Consider the following 22134-nt stretch of genomic DNA (forward strand, 5'->3'; position numbering starts at 1 on the left):
TCATGCTCCAATTATCTTAATCCAACATCCTTAAAACGATTGCCTATCGTCTCTGGAAAGGCACGTTTAATGGCATCAATGGCACGTTGTTCCGTAGCCCCTGCCTTCCGTATAAGCTCAATTACCCTTTGCACACATTCCGGTTCTCTCGAATCCCAAGAGATGGAGTCATCTATTACCTCAACGATCATTGTGTACAGGTTTGCGAGTAGCTCATACTCGTCTATGACCTGGTCCATTTGAATGGACAGATGCTTAAGTCCTGCAACATAAGAGGCAATATCCAATCTTGATTTGGCATAATAGCAAAGTACAGTTGCCGCTTGTTCAGCGTCATATGTTCCTGACTGCAAAGCAGCAACAATAGCGGCATACGCAGCCGCCCCACAGGCATAATCTTGGGGCGGCAGCATATAGTCATGAGTTTCCCATTTGTACACGGCCTGGATTAACGATTCCTTGCAGACTTCCCATAAATCGATAGGTGCACAGGCTTCCAGAACCTGATAATACCAGTAGGGTGTACTGTTCCTCCCAAACGAATCATAGGGCAGACGAATGATTTCATTACCTTTACTTTCACAGATGAATAACACCCGTTCCGCATCATCATATCCAATAACAATGACAAATTGATCGTGCCAGAGAATCGCACCTACGCCCCGGTCAATGGAAGCTTTGATATCCAGCAGAGCCTGCTTCTGATAAAGCGGAAAAGTCGGTTCAAATGAAAATCCACCATGTTGTCCCGTTGTCACACCAATGAAGTCTGCTGCGACAAAGTTCTCTGCCATCCAATTGTATGCGGAGATTGACTCTGACGTCAGACGCCGATCCACCACTAATCGGAATGCACTTGCTGTCATGCCTGCAATCATGTGGTGTGGCAAAACTGTCCACTGTTTATGTAATAAAATGCGATACAACGCATCTGTATACGCGCTCACACCGCTCCATGATCTATATTCATCAGCAAAACTCACAGCTTGCGGGGATTGAATCCAGTCCTGCAATACTACTTTTGTCGCCATCATCCTTCACTCCCTTCCCCTCTCATCCTATCGTGCGGAATGCGCTCCCCACCGTGGTATAGTGGACCTTTTACGGTCAGGATACTTCCTGGATATCACTCGAAAATAATCAATGGCCTGCTCTTCCAGTGCTTTCGCCTTCACGAGTACTTGTGCTAAATCTTCTGTGGTGTCTGGTCGCAAGACACGTCTATTCTCCTGCTGAACCATATATCCTTTCATTTGGTCAATTAACGTCCCAAGCTGTTCATAACATGCACAAGCCTGGTCCAGTTCGTTCCATATCCCTCGAACACCCTGCAAATACATCCTTATTTCGGTTCGCGAATGGCAGAAGGATTCCAAAATATAACCTGCACCGGATTCATCGAAATCCCCACTCCGCAGGGCCTCCACCCACACATCATATGCCTTTCTGCCTGAAGCAATATTCTGATCAGGTAACAGTCGATAGGGAATATCCCAATCCTCAATCGCCAGTCTCAGGGATTCCAGCAGCATCTGTTGTTCAGGGATGCGGACCTGATCACCAAACACCTGACAATACCAAAATCCGGTAAAGTTCAAGCCGAAATTGTCATACAACAAAATCTGCGGTTCCTTGCTCCATCCGTCTTGCACATAAAAGATGCGGTCACTGTCATCATATCCATGAATAACACCGAACTCAGGAATCCAGTAAATCACACCAGTGCCTTCATCAATACTACGTCTCACCCAATTCACTGCATCCTGCTGGTAATAACCGAACGTGGAATGACGTGTACGTCCCCCATCCCAGATCGTGAATATCCCCAGGTTATCGACTCCCGGACGATGTGCTTCCCCCCATTGTCCATAAGCTGTAACCGACATGGGAAGTAGTCTGCGATGTACCGACAGCTTGAAAGCCATGCCCGTATATCCGGCAAGTACAATCTTGGAACCTTGAAACTGGCCCGTATGGGTGAGTATCGCATGCAGACTATCCACGTATGATTTGGACTCCCGCTTCATGATGAGGTTATCTAAAATATTCTCAGCCAAGGATGGATCTTCTCCTCTCTACACTGGTTTATTCCACGTTTTGCTTACGTTGACGTTGTATCGCGAGCCTGTCCATTAATCCTTCTGCGCTTTGCTGAAGCTTGCGTCTAAGCCATCCGGGAGACAAAATTTCTTCCCATTCGCTAATAAACAAATGCTGCAAGAAAGCGTCCGTGTCATAAAATTCAATCGAATAAATATGATCTTGCCTAGCCCGAATACGATACCCTTGCCATAGGTCCATTTGCTTCAATTCCTTCAAACGAATCTCAGCTACAAACGGTTTACGCACAGGTAGTGGTTCTTCCCATCCACCTAGCAGAGCATCTGACCTGTACTCAAATCTCTCATCCAAGATCAATACATGAACAATACCCTCCAAGCGAATGGCCACTTGCTGCACAGGATCTGCTTCATAACCCACCACGTAATCGGCGTTAAACTGAGATATCATCTTCAATGGACACAAGGAAAACTGCCGTTCTCCATCGTGATCCCTGTAATGAATATGTACTCTGCGCAAGTCAGTTATGGCATGAGACAACAATTCAAAGAATTGCAGCTGCTTCGGTTGTGCCGAAAACAAAGGAAGCTCGCTACTTCCCATCTGTTGTTCCTCCAACGTAAAACGCTCCAGCAAATGTGCTACACGTTTCACCGCGTCCGATTGATCATAATTGTAATGTCGGTAACGATGCGCCAGATATTTCAGCACACGCTGTTCTTCTTCGGTCATATACAAATGGGGCAATCGAAAAGTCTGGTCCTCATAACAATAGCCCCGATATTTCGCCATATACACCAAAGGGGCTCGCAGGGAGCTTGCCATATATTCAATATCACGCTGAGCCTGACGACGGGAGATTTCAAATTCAAGGGCAAGCCAGCTGCTATTCGGAAAACGTCCACCCCGAATCTGTTCGTCAAACCAGTGAATCCGATGCATGTTACTCATCTTCCCGCCCCCATCTCATCCATCCCTAATATATTCGATTATATCAAAAGACATGGCCCGTTCCGAAGAACAGGCCAGTTATGTTATACATGTGCCTTATCCACTTTGGATTGCACGGCTTTGAAGCATTTCTTGCATACTTTCAGACTTGTACCGTCTGTTTTTGTTTGCGTATACAACAATTTAATTCGGGTACTGCTGCACACCGGGCATGTTCCCCGGCCCCTGGAAGGAAGACTCCACAAAACGCGTCCTCTTTTAGTTTTTGCCAATGGTTGTGAACCTCTTTTCGATATGGTTTGTGTGTTCACCGTTATTATATAGGGCATGGTACGACACAGAATGTCGCAGCAGTATTAGAAGTATTTCAAAAAGTCCCCAATTGATCACGAAGTAGACCACGAAGCGAACTCGACATCGAATCTTGCGTTCACCTTCTCGGTGCTGAATCGTTAACTTTTTGAACATGCAGTATCAAAAAATAAAAATGTCCCCTCTTCGACCTGAAGAAAGGACAACATTTAGGAAGGATCTGTGCTCGACTGAGCTGCGGCCTGCAATAACGGTTGCAGGAGTCCTGGAAAGCGCGTTTCCAAATCATCGGATCGCAGGGTGAGAAAATGCTGAGTGCCCTGCACTCTGACCCGAATAACTCCGGCTTCCCGCAGAGTGCGAATGTGATGCGACATCGTTGACTTCACAACAGGTGCATGAAAATGACTGCACGGCTGCTCCCCGCTTCTCGCTGCTTCAGCAACAATCCCAAGACGAGTCGGGTCGCTTAATGCATACAATACGGAGGAAAGTTCAATATCTGATACTTGTGGATGATGTAAAATCTTCATATTGTAGTCTCCTTTTTTCAGACTATCCATTGTATTTTAACACAGATCCATGATATATTTCTAATGTTCGACACCAATCGAACTTTAATGATTTCGTTATGTAACCCCTGCTGTTAGGCACGGGATTGACATCATACTACATTTTGCAAATGTTACACACCGTTTCTGAAATGTTGCGAAATACACATCACTCTAGGAGGTTTTTATGAACAACACCGCAACCGCATCATCAGGGGAACGGACCGGAATACAGGAAGGTTTAATTGTAAGCTTGCTTGGCTTCACCGTTGTACTCGTTGTGATGAATACAATGATGTTTAATCTGGCCCTGCCCAAAATTGCAGCCGAATTTATGCTTACATCCGTCGCTTCCTCATGGATTGTTACAGGGTATTCCATTGTATTTGCCATTTCCTCGATTACGTTCTCACGTCTATCGGATTTCATACCTATTCGTACATTATTCACGACCGGGCTTACGTTACTTGGGGCGGCATCCGTTCTCGGGTTCTTCAGTAATCATTTCATCATTTTGCTCATTGCACGTCTGATCCAGGCTGCGGGTGCTGCATCAGTTCCGGGGCTTGCCATTGTGCTGATTACCCGGTACATTCCACATGATCGCCGGGGTAAATCGATGGCTGTCATCATGTCCGCGAGTTCACTGGGGCTTGGACTTGGTCCCGTCATCGGCGGAAGTATTACTCAGTTTCTGGGATGGCATGATCTGTTTATCGTTACGGGGTTAACGTTATTCTTGATTCCTGTATTCTTCAAACTGCTTCCGCGGGAAACACCGCAAAAAGGTTCATTTGACCTGCTGGGTGCCGTGCTTCTTGCCATCGGTACTACCGGTGTGCTGTTATTCCTGACTTCCCGTCAGTGGTACACGCTTGTTATCGGTGCTGCGGCACTGCTTCTGTTCTGGCTCCGAATTCGGCGCGCGGCAGATCCATTTGTTCAACCTGCTTTGTTCAAAGACAAAAAATATATGATGCTCAGCTCATTGGGGATTGTATCGTACATTAATAACTTTTCAACATTGTTCCTGTTACCTCAAATTTTGGCGCATCTATATGGACTGACCCCTGCTCAATCGGGACTCGTCATCTTCCCGGGTGCAGTCGTGTCTATGCTACTGTCCAACCGGATCGGCCGAATGATTGACCGACATGGCAATACGTTGCTGCTGAAATTTGCACCATGGTTGCTACTGGCCGCTGCCGGATTGTTCGCCTTATTTGCAGACAATAGCATCTACGCCATTATGGCTGTTTATGTCCTGCTTAGCGTTGGCTTCTCATCCCTGACAACCAGCGTATCCAATGAATTGTCTGGCAATCTGACCATGGATCAGGTGGGCGCAGGTATGGGGCTGTTCCAACTCAGTCAGTTCTTCAGCGGTGCTTTCAGTGTTGCTGTTACTGGCGTAGCATTAACGGCGATGCAGAATATGCCACTATCCTCAGCGTACACCAATATTTTCTGGGGCATGACTGTGGTCGCACTGGCATCCGTTATTTTCTCTCAGGTGTATCTGAGAATGCAGTCACGGAAAGTCACGGAAACAAGTAGCCGGATCTAACATCTCATTTAACCAAAAGAAGTCAGGAAGGGACCCTCGGGTTCTGAACCTGACTTTTTTTTCTGTCCCATTTTCTATGCATGTGTCAGTTGCCCTATCCCACTAACACAAAAAAGCCCCAAGGATGCGTTCATCACGCTCCTCGGGGCTATTATTTTATGGTTGACCAACTTCTCTATTCTTCTACACTGAGTATACTATTCAAACAGGTCCAAACGAAGACGTTGCAGACTTGTATGTTTGATGTACCACTGGCCGTCGATTTTGACAAAAGTCTCGTGGTAGTGCCCAAATCCGTGGAAGGATTTGTTCTCATTGCCCTCCGGGAACGTGACCCAATCTTCCATTGGGGAGATGACCTTTGCTTCGTTCTCAGATACAAATTCAACTTCGGCGCTATGTACATGATGCACGGTTACGGCAACATCCACCAGATCACGGAATACTTGTACGATCGTATCACGGCCTGTTAATACCGGAATTGGATTGCCTTCTGTGCTGAAATCGGCCACTGCATCCGGAGCAAACACATCACCCAAGGTATCCCACTGCTTCGTATCAATATAGCGGCAATAACGCGCCTTGGTGTTCCTAATGTTTTCAAGCGCGAGCAATTGTTCCAGTCCTGTGATCGTTGATTGGCTCATGTGTTGTCCCTCCAGAGATGTAAAATGTGATGTAAGATTAGGATCATGTATGTATGCATACTATACCTTCCTTATTGTACCATTCGCCTTCTATTAGGTACAACGATACAAAAAAATCTTTCCTTACCTCTCGCGAGGTTGGGGAAAGATCACTTCTAGTGCAAGTTACAGGGAATTTGCACCCTTCATCTGGGAAGCCAGTTCTGACATTTTTTTATTGTTCAAAAAACTTTCCATCTCTTCTTCCGCCTGCACCATCACCTGCTGGATCAAACAGCCTGCGTTATGATTCTGGGAACATTCGAACAGGGACGCCTGACCTTCAATCGCATGAATGATCTCCAGGAAAGAAGGATCCGGATTTTTACGACTAAGCCGGTAGCCACCATTGGCGCCAGAAGTTGATTCGATCATGCCCGCCTTAACCAATTTGGTCAAAATTTTGGACAGATACGTTGGTGATACCTTCTGCAATTCTGCAAGTTGGTGTACACTAACCAGCTGTTCAGGGGCAGTACTTACAAGATGAAGCATCGTATGCAAAGCATAATTTGTCGCTTTTGAATATTTCATGAGGGCACCTCATTATATACGGATTTAATTTATCCATAATAGACTTGATTGAGCTCTGTGTCAAACCACTATACCTCAAGCACTGGCAACATCGAAAAGATACGGGTTAATTGTGATACAATCCGCGGTAATCCGTAGGTGTCATCCCCTCATGGGCCATGAACTGGCGGTTAAAATAACTGGCATTGGGATACCCCGCTTCCTCCGCGATTTGTCCAATGTTGGCCGTAGGCCGTTCGAGTAACCATTGCTTCGCCATCTGTAGTCGTGAACGAGTGATAAACTCCATGGGCGTCATCTCCACAGCACTCTTGAACATTTTGCAAAAGTAATACGAACTCACACCTGCGAGATCCGCCCAGTCCTGTAACAGGAAAGGTTGACAGGCCTCTTGCTGCATCTGTGGAAGAAGTGCAAGAACCCGACTCTCCGCCTTACTTGTGGTACGTGTACTCTTTAAAGGCACTGCATGCTGCACGAACTCGGCGAGTACGGCATAGGTCAGTGTGGATAGCTGAGCCGGACGCAGCATCGTGTTCTGTTCGGCTTCAGTGAGCAAGGCCAGATGAGCCTCTTCCCAAGAGCTGCGTTGCCGCAGTGTCCACAATAGATTGCGATGTAACCCCCGCTCGATCATATAATCATGCAGACGTTCCCCGTAAAAATGAACCCATCGTACATCCCATGGATCATCTTCACTACTATAATAATGCTGCCGCTGCTGCGGGAAATAGAGAAACGCCTGACCTGCGCGAAGCTCATGCACCACCCCGTCCACTTCCACATATCCCTTGCCCGAAGCGACGTAGTGAATATTAAAATTGTTCAGTGCACCTGCCTCACGCAAAACGGAATGCTGGACGTGGTCCATATAATGTCCAACGGACTCGGGATAACAAAAATATGGAATATCCTGCAGGGTAAGCAATACGGTTTGTCTCATCATAGCCGGTTCTCCTTGATCAACAATATTGTGTTAACTAACTTCAATATATTATCATTTTAATTCATTGGTCTATTCTTTATAATCACAATATACATTTATACACAGGAGGATACAACACATGAATTCAGTTCAAAAATTGCGTTGGGGCATTCTTGGTAGCGCTAGCATTGCTGTGGAATCCGTCATTCCTGGCCTGCAGCAATCCGAGTTGAATGAAGTAACCGCGATTGCCAGTCGTGACGAAGATAAAGCGAAACAGACGGCCGAGCAACTTGGGATCGACAAGGCTTATGGCAGTTATGAAGCTTTGCTCGCTGATGATTCCATTGATGCCGTATATATCCCACTGCCGAATCATCTGCATCGGGAATGGACGATCCGGGCTGCTGAAGCAGGCAAACATATTTTGTGCGAAAAACCACTGGCTCTGACAGAGCAGGAAGCTCAGGAGATGGTTCAAGCTTGTGCAGATGCAGGTGTGCATCTGGCGGAAGCATTCATGTACCGCCATCATCCACGATATGAGCAGATCCGGGATATCATTGCCAGCGGTGAGATTGGTGAGATTCGTGGTATGCACAGCACATTTTCATTTAATAACTCCAATGCATCCGGCAATGTCCGCTTTCGGCGGGATTGGGGCGGAGGTGCACTGTATGATATCGGATGTTATTCCATCAGCGTAGCACGTCTGCTGCTTGGTCAAGAACCAAGTGCAGCCACTGTTATTGGCATGTTCTCCCCACAGCATGATCAAGTCGATATGATGGCTTCCGGACTGCTGGAATTCGATAATCACGTTGGCGTGACATTTGACAGCAGTATGTGGGCAGCCTTCCGCAACACGCTGGAGGTATTGGGATCCGACGGTATTATTGAAGTCCCTTCGGCATTTATCAGCGGACAGGACCGCAGTTCCAACTTCTATGTAACGGCTGGTGGTGAACGCAGAGAGATTGAAGTTCCGCAAGTGAACCACTACTCTCTACAGGGAGATGATATGGCACGCGCTGTACTTCAGGGCAAGGATCTGCGCTTCGCCCCTTCCGATGCGGTAGCTAATATGAAAGTACTGGAAGCTTGCCTTCGTTCAGCGGAAGAACGTACACGAATTACACTATAATTGAGAGGATGAACTGACTTATGGAATATATCGAAATTGCTGGTGCAGGTAAACGTATCTCCAGATTGATTAAAGGAACCGATTATTTCGTGCATGATGCCTATGATAAAGCAGCTACGAACATGGATGCTTTTCTGTCGATTGGCGGTAACACTGTAGATACAGCACATATCTATTGTGGTGGACAGAGTGAAGAAGTCCTTGGTCGTTACATGAAGGAACGTGGTAACCGCGACCAGATCGTCATTCTCACCAAAGGCGCGCATCATGACCAGAATGGACCACGCGTGAACGCTGATGCCATCCGCAGTGACTTGCTGGAAAGTCTGGAGCGTCTTCAGACAGATCACGTAGAGATGTATGCCTTGCACCGGGACGATCCAAATACCCCTGTCAGTGTTATTCTTGAAGCACTGAACGAACATATTGAATCCGGTAAAATCGGGGCCATTGGTGCCTCCAACTGGACTTGGCAACGTTTGGAGGAGGCTAATGCATATGCTGCGGCAAATGGCTTGAAGGGCTTCACATTCAGCAGTCCAAATCTCAGTCTAGCCAAAGCAAACGAACCTTTCTGGGAAGGCTGTGTGTCAGCAGATGCAGAGACGCTGGCATGGCATGAGCAAACCAAACTACCATTGCTATCCTGGTCCTCCCAAGCGCGTGGTTTCTTCACTGGAAGATTCACACCTGAAGTTCGGGATAACGAAGATCTGGTGCGTGTATTCTACAGTGATGGCAACTGGGAACGGTTGCGTCGGGCTGAACAATTGGCTAATTCGAAGAAAACATCACCCATTCAAATTGCACTCGCTTATGTATTGAATCAAACGTTCCCAACCTGTGCCCTGATCGGTGCTCAGAATCAGGCGGAGCTGCTGTCCTGTGACGAAGGTTCCCGCATCACGCTGACTCCTGCTGAAATAACATGGCTGGATCTGGGCAGTGATGTACCGGCTGGCATCTAAAGAAAATTAATCATTCGATCATTAATTTTAATGACTCTAAGGGGCTGATATTCCGCGATAAGGCGTAGTATCAGCCTTTTCTGTTGTGTAAAAGCGATCAACTATTGTAAAACCTATTGCACAATTATCGTATCCCTGTTCACTTTTCCCCACTTGCCCGGGAACAAATAAAGAAGGACTTACCCCAGAACACTTCTCTGAAGATAAGTCCCTTATATCATAGATTAAGCCGTATAGAATGTTAGAAATTGCACTGTCATTCGGTTGGATTACAGTTTAACGATCTGACCTGTTTTCTCGGATTCAAATGCTGCCAAGATCACTTGCAGAGAACGCAAGCCCTCTTCCCCGGAAATCGCTGGAGGTGTTTGGGTGACAATCGACTCTACAAATGCGTCAATTACACCACTCGGCACTTGTTTCTCGTTGGTAGCCATGGCACCAACTTTGTACGTCTCAACTGTACCATTGGTCAGCTCAACGATAACTTCATCGCCTTCCACTGTTCCAATCTTCATAACACCATTCTCGCACCACAGCACTGTACTGTTGTCTCCAGCTCTGTATTGTGTCCAGCTTGCTACGAGCGTTCCGATCGCTCCGCTCTTCATACGCAGCAAACAAGTTGCGTTATCGTCAACTTTAGTGCCTTCCTTGTGCAATGTGCTGATGAAACCAGCTACTTCAGATACTTCATCATTCAGCAAGTAACGGATGAAGTCTGATTTGTGTACGCCCAGGTCGCCCATAGCGCCCATAATCGCTTCTTCTTTACGGAAGAACCAGCTTTCAGCTCCGTCCACACTCCATCCTTCCGGACCCGGGTGACCAAACGATGTACGGAAATTCAGGACTTTACCGAGTTTGCCGGATTCGAGAATTTCTTTTGCTTTTACGTGAGGAGGCATCAAACGCTGGTTGTGTCCAACCATCAAATACACGCCATTTTTCTTGGCAGCTTCGATCATTTGCTCGCCTTCTTCAGTGGATACTGCCATTGGTTTCTCAACCAACACATGCTTGCCTGCATTTGCAGCAGCAATCGCCATTGGCGCATGCAGATAGTTTGGTGTACACACACTAACGGCATCAACCGTTTGGTTTGCAAGCAATTCTTCGTAACTGGAATACGCTTTACCGCCGTAAGTCTCGGCCATCTTCTCCGCACGCTCCACAACCGGATCGGCAAAAGCGACAAGTTCTACGTTCTCATTGGCAGCGTACTCTGGAATATGTCTGCGCTCGGCAATGGCTCCACAGCCGAATACAGCAACTTTAATTTTACTCATGTACATAAGTCTCCTTTGACAAATAGATTAGCATTTTTCATGGTTCGATGGTCCATTAGAATTGGTTCAGGTAGTTTTCTTTCAACCAGTTGTAGCTGTTGGATACGCTCTCAAGCGGAGGGTTCTGACATACGTCTTGTTCCACAATCAGCCATTCCACGCCTGCATTCGTAGCGCCTTCAATAACAGCTGGCAGGTCAACCGAACCTTGTCCCAATTCCAGTGTTTTCATCTGGCCCTGTTCGTCTTTGCTGAAGTCCTTCAGATGAAGCAGCGGCAAGCGATCCGCATATTTATTAATATACTCGATCGGATTTTGTCCCGCAAATTGTACCCAACATACGTCCATTTCCACTTTTACCGCTTCCGGTGATGTTTGAGCGAACATGGCATCAAAGGCATTGGCATCACCAACCTGGCCATGGAATTCAAAGTCATGGTTATGGTATCCGAAGATCAACCCTTGTTTCGCTGCTTCAGCTCCATATTGTTGTAACTCAGCGAATAGCTTGGTCCAGCCTTCTGCATTCTCAGGACGATCTTCTGGCATCAGGTAAGGACAAATGATATATTGTGCACCAATTGTTTTCAGGTAATCGATTTGTTTTTGCAAGTCTTCGCGCATCGCATGTAGTGAAACGTGGCTGCTGAATCCTTTCAGTCCAAGTTCATCTAGTAGCGCTTTCATTTCCTCAGCTGGAATATCGCCATATCCGGCAAACTCCACACCTTCATATCCAAGGGCCGCTACCTTACGCAACGTACCACGAAAATCTGCTGCAGTTTCATCACGGAGTGTAAACAATTGCAAACCAACATTAAGTTTTTTCATGTAGGATACACCTCTGTTCTCAAATTTGCTTTCATTGCTCTATCTGGTATCATCCTAACGCAAAACAGGCTAGAATGAACATATACAATATAGTCAGAACATGAACTATCTGATCAAATTTTATTTCCATCATTTTGCATCAATTGAATGTAGCTAATTTCAACTGAAGATATTTACACTGGCACTCCGATGACAGAACAACCTTCCGATCGCTGTTATCCCCAGATTTTTTTGATTTCCTTTTCAAAAGGATAAAATCCGGAGATAAAGGCGAGTTTATGCTTCCGATGCAGCTTTCTTTCAGAAAGCTTTTAACTTCGTTTCTTCAGGTTCTTTCTGTCCTCTCCGTTTTCGTGTAAATGTTAAGTTAAACTTATGATGTAAAAGGATGTACATATTGGGGGATTTTATCTTTGGATACGTTAGAGACATCTGTACTGATCTGTGACTACTCATACCACTATAAGGCGTTCACTCATAATATGAAGGGCGAGCTGCAAACCTATCTGTTCCGTCTGCAGACTGAAGGCTCGTGCAAAGTGTATGTACAGGATAAAGAATTCAGGATGACTAGCGGGGATTTGCTGCTCTTAAAGCCTGGTGACGACTATCATCTCGTGGTCGATGAACCACATAAGGAAGGACGCTTGTCCAGCGGAGATTATTATCTGTTCTGCGAGGGCAGCTGGATCGAGAACTGGTGGAAAAGGCAGCATCGATCTACCGTGAGCCGAATTGGACTTGATGATAAACTCATCAGCCTGTGGAGAAATATGTTACTGGAGAAACGTCGCGGGCCTCTTGAGGAAAATGCGGAGCTAAAGGATGCCTTACTGCGCGGATTATGTCTGTATATCGACCGGGCAATTAAAGAGAATATTCAGACCGATCGGGCAGTTTCCTCTGCGTTGAAGTTAAAGCGTTTTATTGAGGAGCATGCCACGGTCACGTTCAAGCTTGATGAAGCGGCTCGTTATGCAGGGCTCAGTCTGTCACGTGCAGTCCGTTTATTTAAGGAGCACTACAATCAAACCATGATTCAATATGCGATTGAGATCCGTCTGAATGCGGCGCTGGAACGAATGAAATACAGTGAAATGACACTGGAGCATATTGCCGAATCCTGCGGTTTTGCAAGTTACTCCTATTTCCACCGGGTATTCCGGGCGCACTTCGGTGTGTCTCCGGCGGAGTATCTCAAATCCAGACAGCATGAGCCTATCGATGATCTGGAGCATGTATGATATGCAGTATCAGAAACCCATGACCTTAAAGAGGTTCATGGGTTATTTTGATATATTGAACTGTGATCAACTCTCAGTACGACTGGAAGTCAGAACGTTTTTTATAAGAATGAAGTTCACTTCAATATTTTTTCATGTGACTCCCACAGAACAAGACTGTACAATTATAGAGACATTTTTTTTACAAATTCATACATACCCATTAAATTCACATCTATCATACTGGAGCGATACATATGCTAACCCACCAGCGCAAAGTCCTCATTATCGAGGATGAATCAGATATTTCGCGCATTCTGCGAGATTATTTAACCAAAAATCAATATGAAGCCCATGAGAAGTGTGAACCCGGGTTATAGTGAATTTGATGTTATATTCATCAATGTGAACGATATGGCAAAAGCGGGTATGGTTGCCTCGGAATTAAATGAGCAATTTAAAGATTTTGCTTCGGTAGTCACTCAGAAGACATTGCTTGATTCGGTTTACGCGGAAGCGGCTAACATCCTGATCTATCCGATGAGTCTGATTGGATTGCTGTTTATTATTGTGACGTTCATCATTATTTTCAGTACCTGTAGAATCAATATTCGTAAAGAAAGCAGAACGTACGGGATATACAAATCGCTGGGAATGACATCTCGCCAAATCCGGTTGTCGCTCACCATGGGAATGTTCATACTGTCCTTCGTGGGAGCCATACTGGGTATTTTCGTCGGCGTATATCTGCTGCCTCTTCTACTCGAAATGGTCCTTTCCGGTTATGGTATCGTACAACTTCCACTGATCCTGCATTGGGGTGGAATGGTACTGTTCACCTGTCTAAGCATCATTGCAGCCAGTCTTGGCTCGTGGTTCTCTTCCAGAATCATTCGGGAAGCATCGCCCCGTATGCTTGTTATCGAATAATGTAATCAGAATGCCTTAACAAAAATAAAACAAGCCCTTCCATACCTCTATAGGATGTGGAAGGGCTTGTTATCATGATATGAACTATTCCCGCCACTTCTTCGCAAGTGCACCAATCTGATGTGGCGTAGTACGGCAACAGCCCCCAATGATTTTAGCGCCCGCAGCAACCCACTGCTCCGAAGCATCACTCATACTGCCACATGTACCCTGTCCGCTCCACGTCTTCGTTGCTGCATCATATACTTCTCCCGAGTTCGGGTAGACAATGACAGGTTTGTCGCTGGCACGGCTGAGTATACCTACGGCTTCTGTCACCACTTCCATGGGAGCACAGTTCAGGCCAATTGCCGCAATCTGCGGCTCGGAGCCAAACGTCTGTGCACATACCTCAAGCGCTGTGCCTTCGCTGATGCTTGTCCCGTCTTTTAAAGAAAAAGATAACCAGGCATACGCATGAGGAAACTCCTTCAGTAAATCAACCAGCACCTGTGCTTCCTGCAAGGAAGGAATCGTCTCAAACGCCAGAATATCAGCACCCGCTTCAATCAGCGCCGCCATACGCGGACGGTGAAATGCGGCAAGCGTCTCATCCGACACGCCGTAATGTCCCACATACTCTGAACCATCAGCCAGATAGGCGCCGTACGGTCCAACGGACCCGGCAATAATTGGACGTGGACGAAGACTGTCTGCTTTCCGATCCACTGTACAATTTTCGGAACGTACCGAAGAAGCTTCTACAAGCTGACCTGTCGAGCTTTCTATCTCTCCTAAAGCACTCTGCACTTCCGTCCATACGTCATCTCTCGCCTGTGCAGCCAGTTCCACCGTCTTGCGGATCAGCTCTAGTGCTGCCTGTTCACCAATCCCTCTCTTGCGGAAACCATCCACCGTCGCCTGATAACTGGATGTAATCGCACAGTCGGCTCCTGCTCGAAAATAATCCGCATGGACCTGAACAATAACATCCGGATTCTCAAGCAACACACGAGCAGACCATAGTGGATCATCCAGATCACATCCATGCCGTTCGAGTTCCGTAGCCAACGCTCCATCCAGAATCATGACCGGATGTTCACGCAGGATCTGTTCTATGGGGTTAGTCTGTTGTGCTTGCGTCATGTACTTGTCCTCTTTTCTTATTCACACGTTCTGTCAGATAATAAGCAGCGTAACATACTGCGATAAATGGAACCCCACAATACAGCGCAATTCGCTGTGTTGGGTCAAAGGCAATACCTATGCATGAAGCCAGGCATAATATAAATGAAACAATCGGTACCACCGGATACAGTGGTGTGCGGTAGACCAGATCTTTGACCGCATGTCCTTCCCGGATATATTGTCTGCGGAACATGTATTGGGAAGCACTGATGCTCATCCATACCGCAACGACAGCCAGACCTGAAATGGAAACCAGCGTAATATACACCGTACCTGGCGCAATAATACTGGACAGCAATGCCAACGCACCACCCACCATACTAATCAGAAGTGCATTCAGGGGTACCCCGCTTTTGGTCAATTTGGCAAACCACGGAGAGATCGTTCTTTTGTCAGCCAGAGACCAGAGCATCCGTGAAGATGCATATAGGCCTGAATTGGCAGCAGAGAGAATCGCCGTCAGAATAACAAAATTCATAATGTCTGCTGCATAGGGTACACCCACCCGCTCCATTACCGCTACAAACGGACTTTCCAGTACACTAGCATCCGACATAGGCATCAAAGCAGACAAGATAACAATCGTTCCGATGAAGAAAATAACCAAACGCCACAGCGTGGTATGAATGGCTTTTGGTATCGTCTTTTCCGGGTTCTCCGTCTCCCCGGCGGCAATGCCGATTAACTCGGTGCCTGAGAATGCAAAGTTTACAGCAAGCATGGTCATCAAGATCGCTGTAGCCCCATGAGGGAACCACCCGGATGCAGTAATATTTGATAGAAATGGAGCCGGTTCAGAATCCGCCATCGGGATGATGCCGAACATGGCTGCGCCACCGATTATAATGAAGATTACGATGGTCACTACTTTTACAGATGAGAACCAGAACTCGGATTCCGCAAATAATTTCACCGTTAAAGCGTTAAACAGAAAGATCATCAGTGCAAAAATCGCGCTCCATATCCATACGTTCACCGATGGGAACCAGCGCTGCATCAGCAATCCGGCGGCTGTGAATTCAGAGCCAAGCGCAACAGTCCAGGTTAACCAGTATAACCAAGCCACCGTGTAACCTGTTGCTGGTCCGATATATTTGGCTGCATAACTATGAAATGCTCCCGTCTCTGGCATATAAACAGACAGTTCACCAAGACAGAGCATCACCAGATATACAACGATGGCTCCGATCAGATAGGACAGAATGGTTCCCAGTGGTCCCGCCTGCTGAATGGTGTAACCTGAGCTGAGGAATAATCCCGTTCCAATGACTCCTCCGAGAGAGAGCATGACCACATGCCGTGCCTGCATTTTCCGCTGAAAATGCCCTTTGTCGTTGTTGTTCTCCATACCTGCTGCTCCCCTACTTCTTCATCCAGAAAAAACAAAAAAGACCCACTCTTCCTAAAGAGTGCGCCGTTACTGACAAATAAAAACAAACGCTCCTATCTATCAGGCTTTCACCCGCTGGAATTAGCACAGTATCCTTCAGATCTGTTGCTGAGGTTTCTAAGGGCCAGTCCCTCCACCTCTCTGGATAAGAAAATGATTTTTTACTAATATAGCGATCTATCATGAATGTGTCAACATTTAAATAATAAATGGCACATCTCGCTATTCGGTGGAAGACCCCGGATTGGTGATGGTGGTCTTTACCTCATACGTGATCGGCACGGTGCTAAAAATTTTATCCCAATCGTCTTTGACTTTTTTCCATGTTTTAGGTTCTTTGATACGCAAGCTATCCCGAAAATCCGCAACATCTACTTTATAGGTATGCTGCAGTTTGTATAACAACTGTCGAATCTGTTGTTCGGCCAGTTCAGCAAAATCTTTTTCCAACTCTCTAAGGTAGGCCCCTTTTTCTTCTTCTTCGGGAGCACGCCAATCTTCCATTAACCAGCCTTCGGAATCGACCTTTACATGGAATGAAATGTCATTACCAACCACCTTGGGAATTACTTTTGTTTTTTTCTTCTTCATTTCATATACAACGGTGAATCCTTGTTTGTTGTGTGTCTTCAAGACGCCTCCTTGTTCTTTGGGCTTAAGCCACGATAAACCTTCCAGATCCGTTTGACTTAGCTCCCCAATGAACTTAGTCGTTTTCCCATCAAATATGCTACCTCCAGAGAACTTGTCCTCTCCATCGAAATTCAGTACATTCTGGAGCAGGAAGCTGGATCCGGATTGCATTTGCGCGTCTAGCTTGGACAGCAACACTGGGTCCAGGATCTTGTTGGACAGATACGAATTATTCGTGATCCCTGTGAGATAAAATGCTGGAATTCGAGAAGGGTCCTGGGAAGTCAACACATCTAAGGCACGATGATGACTAATCAGCACCAGACAGTTCGGTCGAATATCGTTATCCCGCAGTACAAAATCTAACAGTTGGTCCAACCCATATTTTTTTGCAATATCTTTGGAGATGACGATGACCTTCAGATGATGTCCGATAAGAGGCTTATCTCGTCTTAGCGCAAACTGACGGAATATTTGCAGCAAGGAATCCCCGGTAAGCTGTTCATTGGAATAGGATGTTTTGCCAGAAGAAGGTGAACCAGATTGTTGACTCGTTTTACTATCGGAAAATCCTGGAGCAATCTGCACAGTAGCGGTCACATAGTTCTTCTTTGGATATGTTCCTCCCTGATCAGCGATGTCTTTCTCAAATTCTGTCTCTTTGCCAACATCTATCCCAAGTCCGACATAGAGACTTAGATCTTCTACCTCCCGGCTACTCCAGCATCCGGATAGCGTCAACAAAATACAGAAGGCAGAGGCTATACGTAAGTGCACACGGAATGGAATCATGCATGCTTGCCTCCTTTTTTACGAATCAGACTTATCAGCAACAGCACCAGAGGTAAAATGGCAAATAGAAACACGGATGTATTGCCCAGCATATCCCCGAGCGCAAAGGTATCATCCACCGTTTTTGGTAACATTGCTGTGAGATAAATGAACGGAAGCAGACCGTACATAATACCTTTAATTTTTTTGGTACGAAACAAATCACGAATGCCCACCGAAGCGCAGTAATGTGTGATCGCTGTAGTCGAGAAAATTTGCATAATCCAGATGACCAGTAATAAGGATTCGAATCTTTCGAATATTAAACCTTGTATCTCAAAGCTTCTTACCAAATCCAGCGTTGGCCAGGTGCGCGTTTTTATCCCATCAACGGATAAACTGCCTATGACCATGACAACCGTGATCAAGTAGATAGTGGTGGATATGAATATCCCCCAGCTCATTGCCTTATTGCTCTTCTTCGGATTTTTCATATAGGCAGTCATGATTAACATCACCTCATATCCCGTGTATGACAGTAGTGAGGGCTTCAGTCCTTTGAAAACCGGCATAAACCCATCCCCAAGCACAGGTCTTAGATTCCCAATCTCAAATAGCTGATTACTAAGTAGAATTTCGATGACAAATATAATGATCGTAATCGGTAGAATAATCTCGAACACGCGTACAATGACACCAAGTCCACCCGAGATCATATATATACCGATCCACATGAAGACCATCACAATTGCCCAGGTGGGAGTGCGTTCGAGTAGATACATTCCTGTCACATCAGCCATGACTCTTACTTCAAAAGCTGCAATGACCGTGAAATACATAATCATAGCAAATCCAAGTATGTAAGCAATCCAGTTCCCCGTAATCTCACGGGTGAACTGGAACACGGTTTTCCCCGGAAATCTGCGACACAGGGTAACCATAATTATTCCGATACCTGTAATAATCAGCCCAGACAGCATAATGGAAATCCAGACATCTGGTGTTCCTACAGCCTTGCTGGTCGTTCGAGGCAACGTCAATATCCCGGCACCAAGCATGTAATTGACAATAATTACAACGGCCTGTGTCGTGGTTAGCTTTCCTTGGGAGCCATTCACTTTAGTTCACCTCCAGACCTTCAGTAGATGGAATTCCATTATTTTTTTCGATCATCATCTATCGGATTAGTCATCTTGGGACGCATTCTCATCATATTTAACGGAGCACGGATAACGAAATCCTTCCATTCATTCATGTGATAAGGAACGGCTGGAGCTACATATGGTACGCCAAAGCTTGAGAGTCGTGCCAGATGCGTACACACAAGCAGGAAGAACATTACAACACCATATAGTCCAAGTATAGCTGCACTAAACATGGCAGCAAACCGCAGAATCCGCAGCGTTAATCCCGCACTATAAACCGGAATCGTAAAGGAAGAGATGGCTGTTACCGCAACGACAATGACCAGAAATTGACTTATTATTCCCGCTTGCACTGCTGCTTGACCAATAATCAGACCTCCAACGATTCCCATCGCTGGCGCAATCGGTTTGGGCAAGCGTATCCCGGCCTCCCTCAAGATTTCAATTGAAAGCTCCATGATGAGTACCTCAATAATTGAAGGAAATGGAACTCCAGTACGCGTTTCAATAATCGTCAATACCAGCTTGGTTGGAATAAGACCCGGATGGAACGAGATAAACGAAATATAGAGCGCAGGAGCAAGCAATGCCAGCATCGCGGCCATAAAACGCAGCACTCGCAAAAATGTTCCGGGAATCCAGCGTTCATAATAGTCCTCGGGAGACTGAAGCAACATGCTAAAGGTCACCGGTACAATTAATACAAATGGCGTTCCATCCAACAAAATTGCCACTCGACCTTCCAGTAGAGCACCCATTACCCGGTCAGGTCTTTCCGTATTCAGTACCTGTTGAAAAGGACTCAGCGTACTGTCTTCGATGAGTTGTTCCACATAACCTGATTCCAGCATCGAATCCATATCCATCTCTTCAATTCGCTTGCATACTTCAGCAACGAGATTTGGATCGGCAATATCCTGAATATAGGCTATCGCCAAATCTTTTTTGATCCGTGAACCCACTTCATATTTCTTAATAAATAGGCTTTGATCACTTCCATAACGACGCAAAATGCCTGTATTATCGCTTAATTGCTCTGTAAAACCAATACGTGGTCCACGAAGCAACCCCTCGGATAAAGGTTCATTTATACCTCGTGTTTTGATATTATGGGCTCCAATTAATAAAGCACCTGGCAAGCCATCAACCAATAGTGCATTTTTCCCGAAAAGCACACCAACTGCAAGCTCTTGAAGAGACTTCGTCTCCTCAACCAAACTGACAGGAAGTAATTGATCTTGCAGATATGCCGACAGTAAGTGTGCATTATCCGGATGAAGGAAACCTTCCTGCTTAAGTAGAGGAACACCTTCTAACATCAACGGTGTAATCAAGTGATCATCAACTAAGTCCTGATCTACCAGGCCTTCGGTATAGATGACCGCAGCCCGTGTATTCGTTCCCCTAATAATAAATTCCCGAATATGCACGTCTGCATTGAGTCCAAAGCTTTCTTTTACACTGGTCAGATCCGTATTATACTTGCCGGTTAATTTAATATTGGCATAGTGGCCTGTTTCGGTCCCTTCACCCTGCCCTTTGGCTGCTGGCGAGATATCCTTCGAGGATATGGACGATTGCTTCGAACGAGAGAAGCTTCCACGCTTAATGGCAGCATTGATCCAGCGCATGCTCAAGGTAATACCAATTGGAATGATGAAGACCAAGAATGCCTGAATCCATATGGGCCATTCCGGCACGTAGGATACAATTGTTGACCACATGTTCCCACCCCAACATTTCTCTGCATGACATAGCTGCAGGTATTCCCAAGTATTGTGTCCCCGTTTGATCACAATAATTCCCGTTTTTTTGTGTACAGAACAGCAAAAAAAAAAAGCGGTTCCTGTATTAGGAACCACTATTCGCTCTATAATTATACGATTCTGGTCACATGCTCCGCTTTGGCATCCAACAAGTGAGCTGAAGCAGCAATTGCTGTAAAATCATTCAATGCAATCTCAATCTGCTTCTGGCTCTGCTCAACATATTCTTCTACTTTTTTGGTACCTCCTGTGATATTACCAATCTCCTTCGTTATTCCAGTCACGCTATCACGAATCTCGTTAATCGAACTCTCCACCATTGCGGATAGTTTCTTAACTTCCTTGGCCACGATATCGAATCCTCGTCCAAATTCTCCTGCATGTGCAGCCTCAATGGCAGCATTTAACGCGAGCAGTTGCGTCTGAGACGAAATCTCGCGTATCGTTCGTACCACACCCTGAATCGATCCAGCCTGTTCCTGCAAATGAGTCAACGTTGCACGGTTAGAAGTCGACACCTCAGAGATATAGGAGATACTGGACATCAACTCCTGACTCCGTTCAATGCCTACATCTGCCTGCCCATTCAGTTCATTGGACATCGTTTTCAGCTCATTCACTACGACCGAAATGTTGTTCTGACGGTTGGTAATGTTGGTGGCGATTTTGGAGACACCCAGTATCTTCTGATTCGTCTCATCGTACACCGGCATATATGTCGCCTCAAGCCATACGGAATTCCCCTTTGCATCCTTGCGTTCAACCTTGTCCTGGAAGCTGACCCCATTAAATATGCTATTCCAAAAAGCATCATATTCCGGAGTATTTGCAAATTGACCGAAGCACAGTTGCTGATGCTTCATGCGGTACATCTCATCTACCGTATATCCCATCGTCTGGGCAAAGACTTCATTCACGTAGGTTACCCGGCGATCCAGATCAAATCGAATGATAGCAAGACTTTTCTCCATCGCCTTGATGACCATTGCATCGGTGACAACATCTTTCTTTTCCATATCTAATATAGACACTTGATAACCCCCACAGTTCATTCCATAATAGACAGCCTTTAACTAGCAAAAAACGATCATAACAACATATGTATCCATCAGGTTCTAAATGACTCTACTATTGATACCCGATTTGCAGCATTTTGGATCACCTGTTGTTATTTATTTTTATTGCAACCCTTTTCAGTCAAAATATATAGTTGTTCCTTCGTTTCAATGCTTCTTCAGTATCCTGGATAAAAGGCTTCCATCTTCATACTTTCGGAGCATATTCATCGT

Annotated in this window: 21 protein-coding genes and 1 riboswitch; of the genes, 5 read left to right on the forward strand and 16 right to left on the reverse strand. The window is 45.8% G+C overall.

The features are described from left to right. Window positions 1-11: 11 nt before the first annotated feature. From J2Z28_RS25925 to J2Z28_RS25940, 5 genes are all read right to left on the reverse strand, one after another. A complete protein-coding gene (locus J2Z28_RS25925; protein ID WP_211084932.1) occupies window positions 12-1031 on the reverse strand; it encodes a hypothetical protein in 1020 nt (339 codons plus the stop codon). Between the two features lie 27 nt (window positions 1032-1058). Further along, entirely contained in the window at window positions 1059-2057 is a 999-nt protein-coding gene (locus J2Z28_RS25930; RefSeq protein ID WP_244988540.1) for a C39 family peptidase, read from the reverse strand. A 28-nt stretch (window positions 2058-2085) separates the two neighbouring features. Continuing rightward, the gene (locus J2Z28_RS25935) at window positions 2086-3012 is read right to left on the reverse strand and encodes a helix-turn-helix transcriptional regulator (RefSeq protein WP_211084937.1); all 927 of its coding nucleotides are present in this window, start codon (window positions 3010-3012) and stop codon (window positions 2086-2088) included. Window positions 3013-3095: 83 nt separating this feature from the next. Further along, complete coding sequence (locus J2Z28_RS31395; RefSeq protein WP_244988541.1) at window positions 3096-3284, reverse strand: hypothetical protein; 189 nt, start codon at window positions 3282-3284, stop codon at window positions 3096-3098. Window positions 3285-3533: 249 nt separating this feature from the next. Then, the gene (locus J2Z28_RS25940; protein WP_036606795.1) at window positions 3534-3857 is read right to left on the reverse strand and encodes an ArsR/SmtB family transcription factor; all 324 of its coding nucleotides are present in this window, start codon (window positions 3855-3857) and stop codon (window positions 3534-3536) included. A gap of 205 nt (window positions 3858-4062) precedes the next feature. On the opposite strand from J2Z28_RS25940, the gene J2Z28_RS25945 reads away from it, so the two are divergent. Continuing rightward, window positions 4063-5442: an MFS transporter gene (locus J2Z28_RS25945; RefSeq protein WP_017692157.1), complete on the forward strand. Its 1380-nt coding sequence runs from the start codon at window positions 4063-4065 to the stop codon at window positions 5440-5442. 197 nt (window positions 5443-5639) lie between these two features. On the opposite strand, the gene J2Z28_RS25950 is transcribed toward J2Z28_RS25945, so the two are convergent. From J2Z28_RS25950 to J2Z28_RS25960, 3 genes are all read right to left on the reverse strand, one after another. Beyond that, entirely contained in the window at window positions 5640-6089 is a 450-nt protein-coding gene (locus J2Z28_RS25950; RefSeq protein ID WP_100529881.1) for a nuclear transport factor 2 family protein, read from the reverse strand. A gap of 165 nt (window positions 6090-6254) precedes the next feature. After that, window positions 6255-6662, reverse strand: coding sequence for an RrF2 family transcriptional regulator (locus J2Z28_RS25955; protein ID WP_211084939.1), 408 nt, complete (start codon window positions 6660-6662; stop codon window positions 6255-6257). 106 nt (window positions 6663-6768) lie between these two features. Beyond that, window positions 6769-7608, reverse strand: a complete 840-nt coding sequence (locus J2Z28_RS25960; protein ID WP_091019159.1) for an AraC family transcriptional regulator — start codon at window positions 7606-7608, stop codon at window positions 6769-6771. A gap of 118 nt (window positions 7609-7726) precedes the next feature. Between J2Z28_RS25960 and J2Z28_RS25965 the strand changes: the two genes are divergently transcribed. Together J2Z28_RS25965 and J2Z28_RS25970 are read left to right on the forward strand one after the other, a co-directional pair. Further along, on the forward strand, window positions 7727-8731 hold the full coding sequence (locus J2Z28_RS25965; RefSeq protein ID WP_101314577.1) for a Gfo/Idh/MocA family protein: 1005 nt from the start codon (window positions 7727-7729) through the stop codon (window positions 8729-8731). Window positions 8732-8751: 20 nt separating this feature from the next. Continuing rightward, complete coding sequence (locus tag J2Z28_RS25970) at window positions 8752-9699, forward strand: aldo/keto reductase (protein WP_211084942.1); 948 nt, start codon at window positions 8752-8754, stop codon at window positions 9697-9699. Window positions 9700-9968: 269 nt separating this feature from the next. On the opposite strand, the gene J2Z28_RS25975 is transcribed toward J2Z28_RS25970, so the two are convergent. Beyond that, window positions 9969-10988 (reverse strand): Gfo/Idh/MocA family protein, encoded by a 1020-nt coding sequence (locus J2Z28_RS25975; RefSeq protein ID WP_211084944.1) that lies wholly within the window; start codon window positions 10986-10988, stop codon window positions 9969-9971. A gap of 55 nt (window positions 10989-11043) precedes the next feature. Next, window positions 11044-11820, reverse strand: coding sequence for a sugar phosphate isomerase/epimerase family protein (locus J2Z28_RS25980; RefSeq protein WP_211084945.1), 777 nt, complete (start codon window positions 11818-11820; stop codon window positions 11044-11046). A 413-nt stretch (window positions 11821-12233) separates the two neighbouring features. Between J2Z28_RS25980 and J2Z28_RS25985 the strand changes: the two genes are divergently transcribed. After that, a complete protein-coding gene (locus tag J2Z28_RS25985) occupies window positions 12234-13064 on the forward strand; it encodes a helix-turn-helix domain-containing protein (RefSeq protein WP_074096532.1) in 831 nt (276 codons plus the stop codon). 333 nt (window positions 13065-13397) lie between these two features. Beyond that, complete coding sequence (locus tag J2Z28_RS25990) at window positions 13398-13973, forward strand: FtsX-like permease family protein (protein ID WP_244988542.1); 576 nt, start codon at window positions 13398-13400, stop codon at window positions 13971-13973. Between the two features lie 84 nt (window positions 13974-14057). Here J2Z28_RS25990 and mmuM read toward each other — a convergent pair whose 3' ends face one another. The 6 genes from mmuM to J2Z28_RS26020 form a co-directional block, all read right to left on the reverse strand. Next, the gene (gene mmuM / locus J2Z28_RS25995; RefSeq protein ID WP_211084949.1) at window positions 14058-15098 is read right to left on the reverse strand and encodes a homocysteine S-methyltransferase; all 1041 of its coding nucleotides are present in this window, start codon (window positions 15096-15098) and stop codon (window positions 14058-14060) included. Beyond that, window positions 15076-16488: an S-methylmethionine permease gene (gene mmuP / locus J2Z28_RS26000; RefSeq protein WP_211084957.1), complete on the reverse strand. Its 1413-nt coding sequence runs from the start codon at window positions 16486-16488 to the stop codon at window positions 15076-15078. The genes mmuM and mmuP overlap by 23 nt, the downstream gene beginning before the upstream one ends. 92 nt (window positions 16489-16580) lie before the next feature. Further along, a riboswitch (SAM riboswitch) is annotated at window positions 16581-16682 on the reverse strand. A 70-nt stretch (window positions 16683-16752) separates the two neighbouring features. After that, window positions 16753-17955, reverse strand: a complete 1203-nt coding sequence (locus J2Z28_RS26005) for a Ger(x)C family spore germination protein (protein WP_211084958.1) — start codon at window positions 17953-17955, stop codon at window positions 16753-16755. Then, window positions 17952-19052 carry a spore germination protein gene (locus J2Z28_RS26010; protein ID WP_211084966.1) on the reverse strand — a complete coding sequence of 367 codons (1101 nt, stop codon included), beginning with the start codon at window positions 19050-19052 and terminating at the stop codon, window positions 17952-17954. The genes J2Z28_RS26005 and J2Z28_RS26010 overlap by 4 nt, the downstream gene beginning before the upstream one ends. Window positions 19053-19090: 38 nt before the next feature. After that, a complete protein-coding gene (locus J2Z28_RS26015; protein ID WP_211084968.1) occupies window positions 19091-20803 on the reverse strand; it encodes a spore germination protein in 1713 nt (570 codons plus the stop codon). A gap of 152 nt (window positions 20804-20955) precedes the next feature. After that, window positions 20956-21876 carry a methyl-accepting chemotaxis protein gene (locus J2Z28_RS26020; RefSeq protein WP_342357558.1) on the reverse strand — a complete coding sequence of 307 codons (921 nt, stop codon included), beginning with the start codon at window positions 21874-21876 and terminating at the stop codon, window positions 20956-20958. Between the last annotated feature and the right edge of the window lie 258 nt (window positions 21877-22134).

Source organism: Paenibacillus xylanexedens, assembly GCF_017874615.1.
Lineage (GTDB): Bacteria > Bacillota > Bacilli > Paenibacillales > Paenibacillaceae > Paenibacillus > Paenibacillus xylanexedens.

Coding starts and splice junctions, on each gene's coding strand:
- J2Z28_RS25925 (WP_211084932.1), bottom strand. CDS start 1,031: ATGGCGACAAAAGTAGTATTGCAGGACTGGATTCAATCCCCGCAAGCT.
- J2Z28_RS25935 (WP_211084937.1), bottom strand. CDS start 3,012: ATGAGTAACATGCATCGGATTCACTGGTTTGACGAACAGATTCGGGGT.
- J2Z28_RS25940 (WP_036606795.1), bottom strand. CDS start 3,857: ATGAAGATTTTACATCATCCACAAGTATCAGATATTGAACTTTCCTCC.
- J2Z28_RS25945 (WP_017692157.1), top strand. CDS start 4,063: ATGAACAACACCGCAACCGCATCATCAGGGGAACGGACCGGAATACAG.
- J2Z28_RS25950 (WP_100529881.1), bottom strand. CDS start 6,089: ATGAGCCAATCAACGATCACAGGACTGGAACAATTGCTCGCGCTTGAA.
- J2Z28_RS25955 (WP_211084939.1), bottom strand. CDS start 6,662: ATGAAATATTCAAAAGCGACAAATTATGCTTTGCATACGATGCTTCAT.
- J2Z28_RS25960 (WP_091019159.1), bottom strand. CDS start 7,608: ATGATGAGACAAACCGTATTGCTTACCCTGCAGGATATTCCATATTTT.
- J2Z28_RS25965 (WP_101314577.1), top strand. CDS start 7,727: ATGAATTCAGTTCAAAAATTGCGTTGGGGCATTCTTGGTAGCGCTAGC.
- J2Z28_RS25970 (WP_211084942.1), top strand. CDS start 8,752: ATGGAATATATCGAAATTGCTGGTGCAGGTAAACGTATCTCCAGATTG.
- J2Z28_RS25975 (WP_211084944.1), bottom strand. CDS start 10,988: ATGAGTAAAATTAAAGTTGCTGTATTCGGCTGTGGAGCCATTGCCGAG.
- J2Z28_RS25980 (WP_211084945.1), bottom strand. CDS start 11,820: ATGAAAAAACTTAATGTTGGTTTGCAATTGTTTACACTCCGTGATGAA.
- J2Z28_RS25990 (WP_244988542.1), top strand. CDS start 13,398: ATGAGAAGTGTGAACCCGGGTTATAGTGAATTTGATGTTATATTCATC.
- mmuM (WP_211084949.1), bottom strand. CDS start 15,098: ATGACGCAAGCACAACAGACTAACCCCATAGAACAGATCCTGCGTGAA.
- mmuP (WP_211084957.1), bottom strand. CDS start 16,488: ATGGAGAACAACAACGACAAAGGGCATTTTCAGCGGAAAATGCAGGCA.
- J2Z28_RS26005 (WP_211084958.1), bottom strand. CDS start 17,955: ATGATTCCATTCCGTGTGCACTTACGTATAGCCTCTGCCTTCTGTATT.
- J2Z28_RS26015 (WP_211084968.1), bottom strand. CDS start 20,803: ATGTGGTCAACAATTGTATCCTACGTGCCGGAATGGCCCATATGGATT.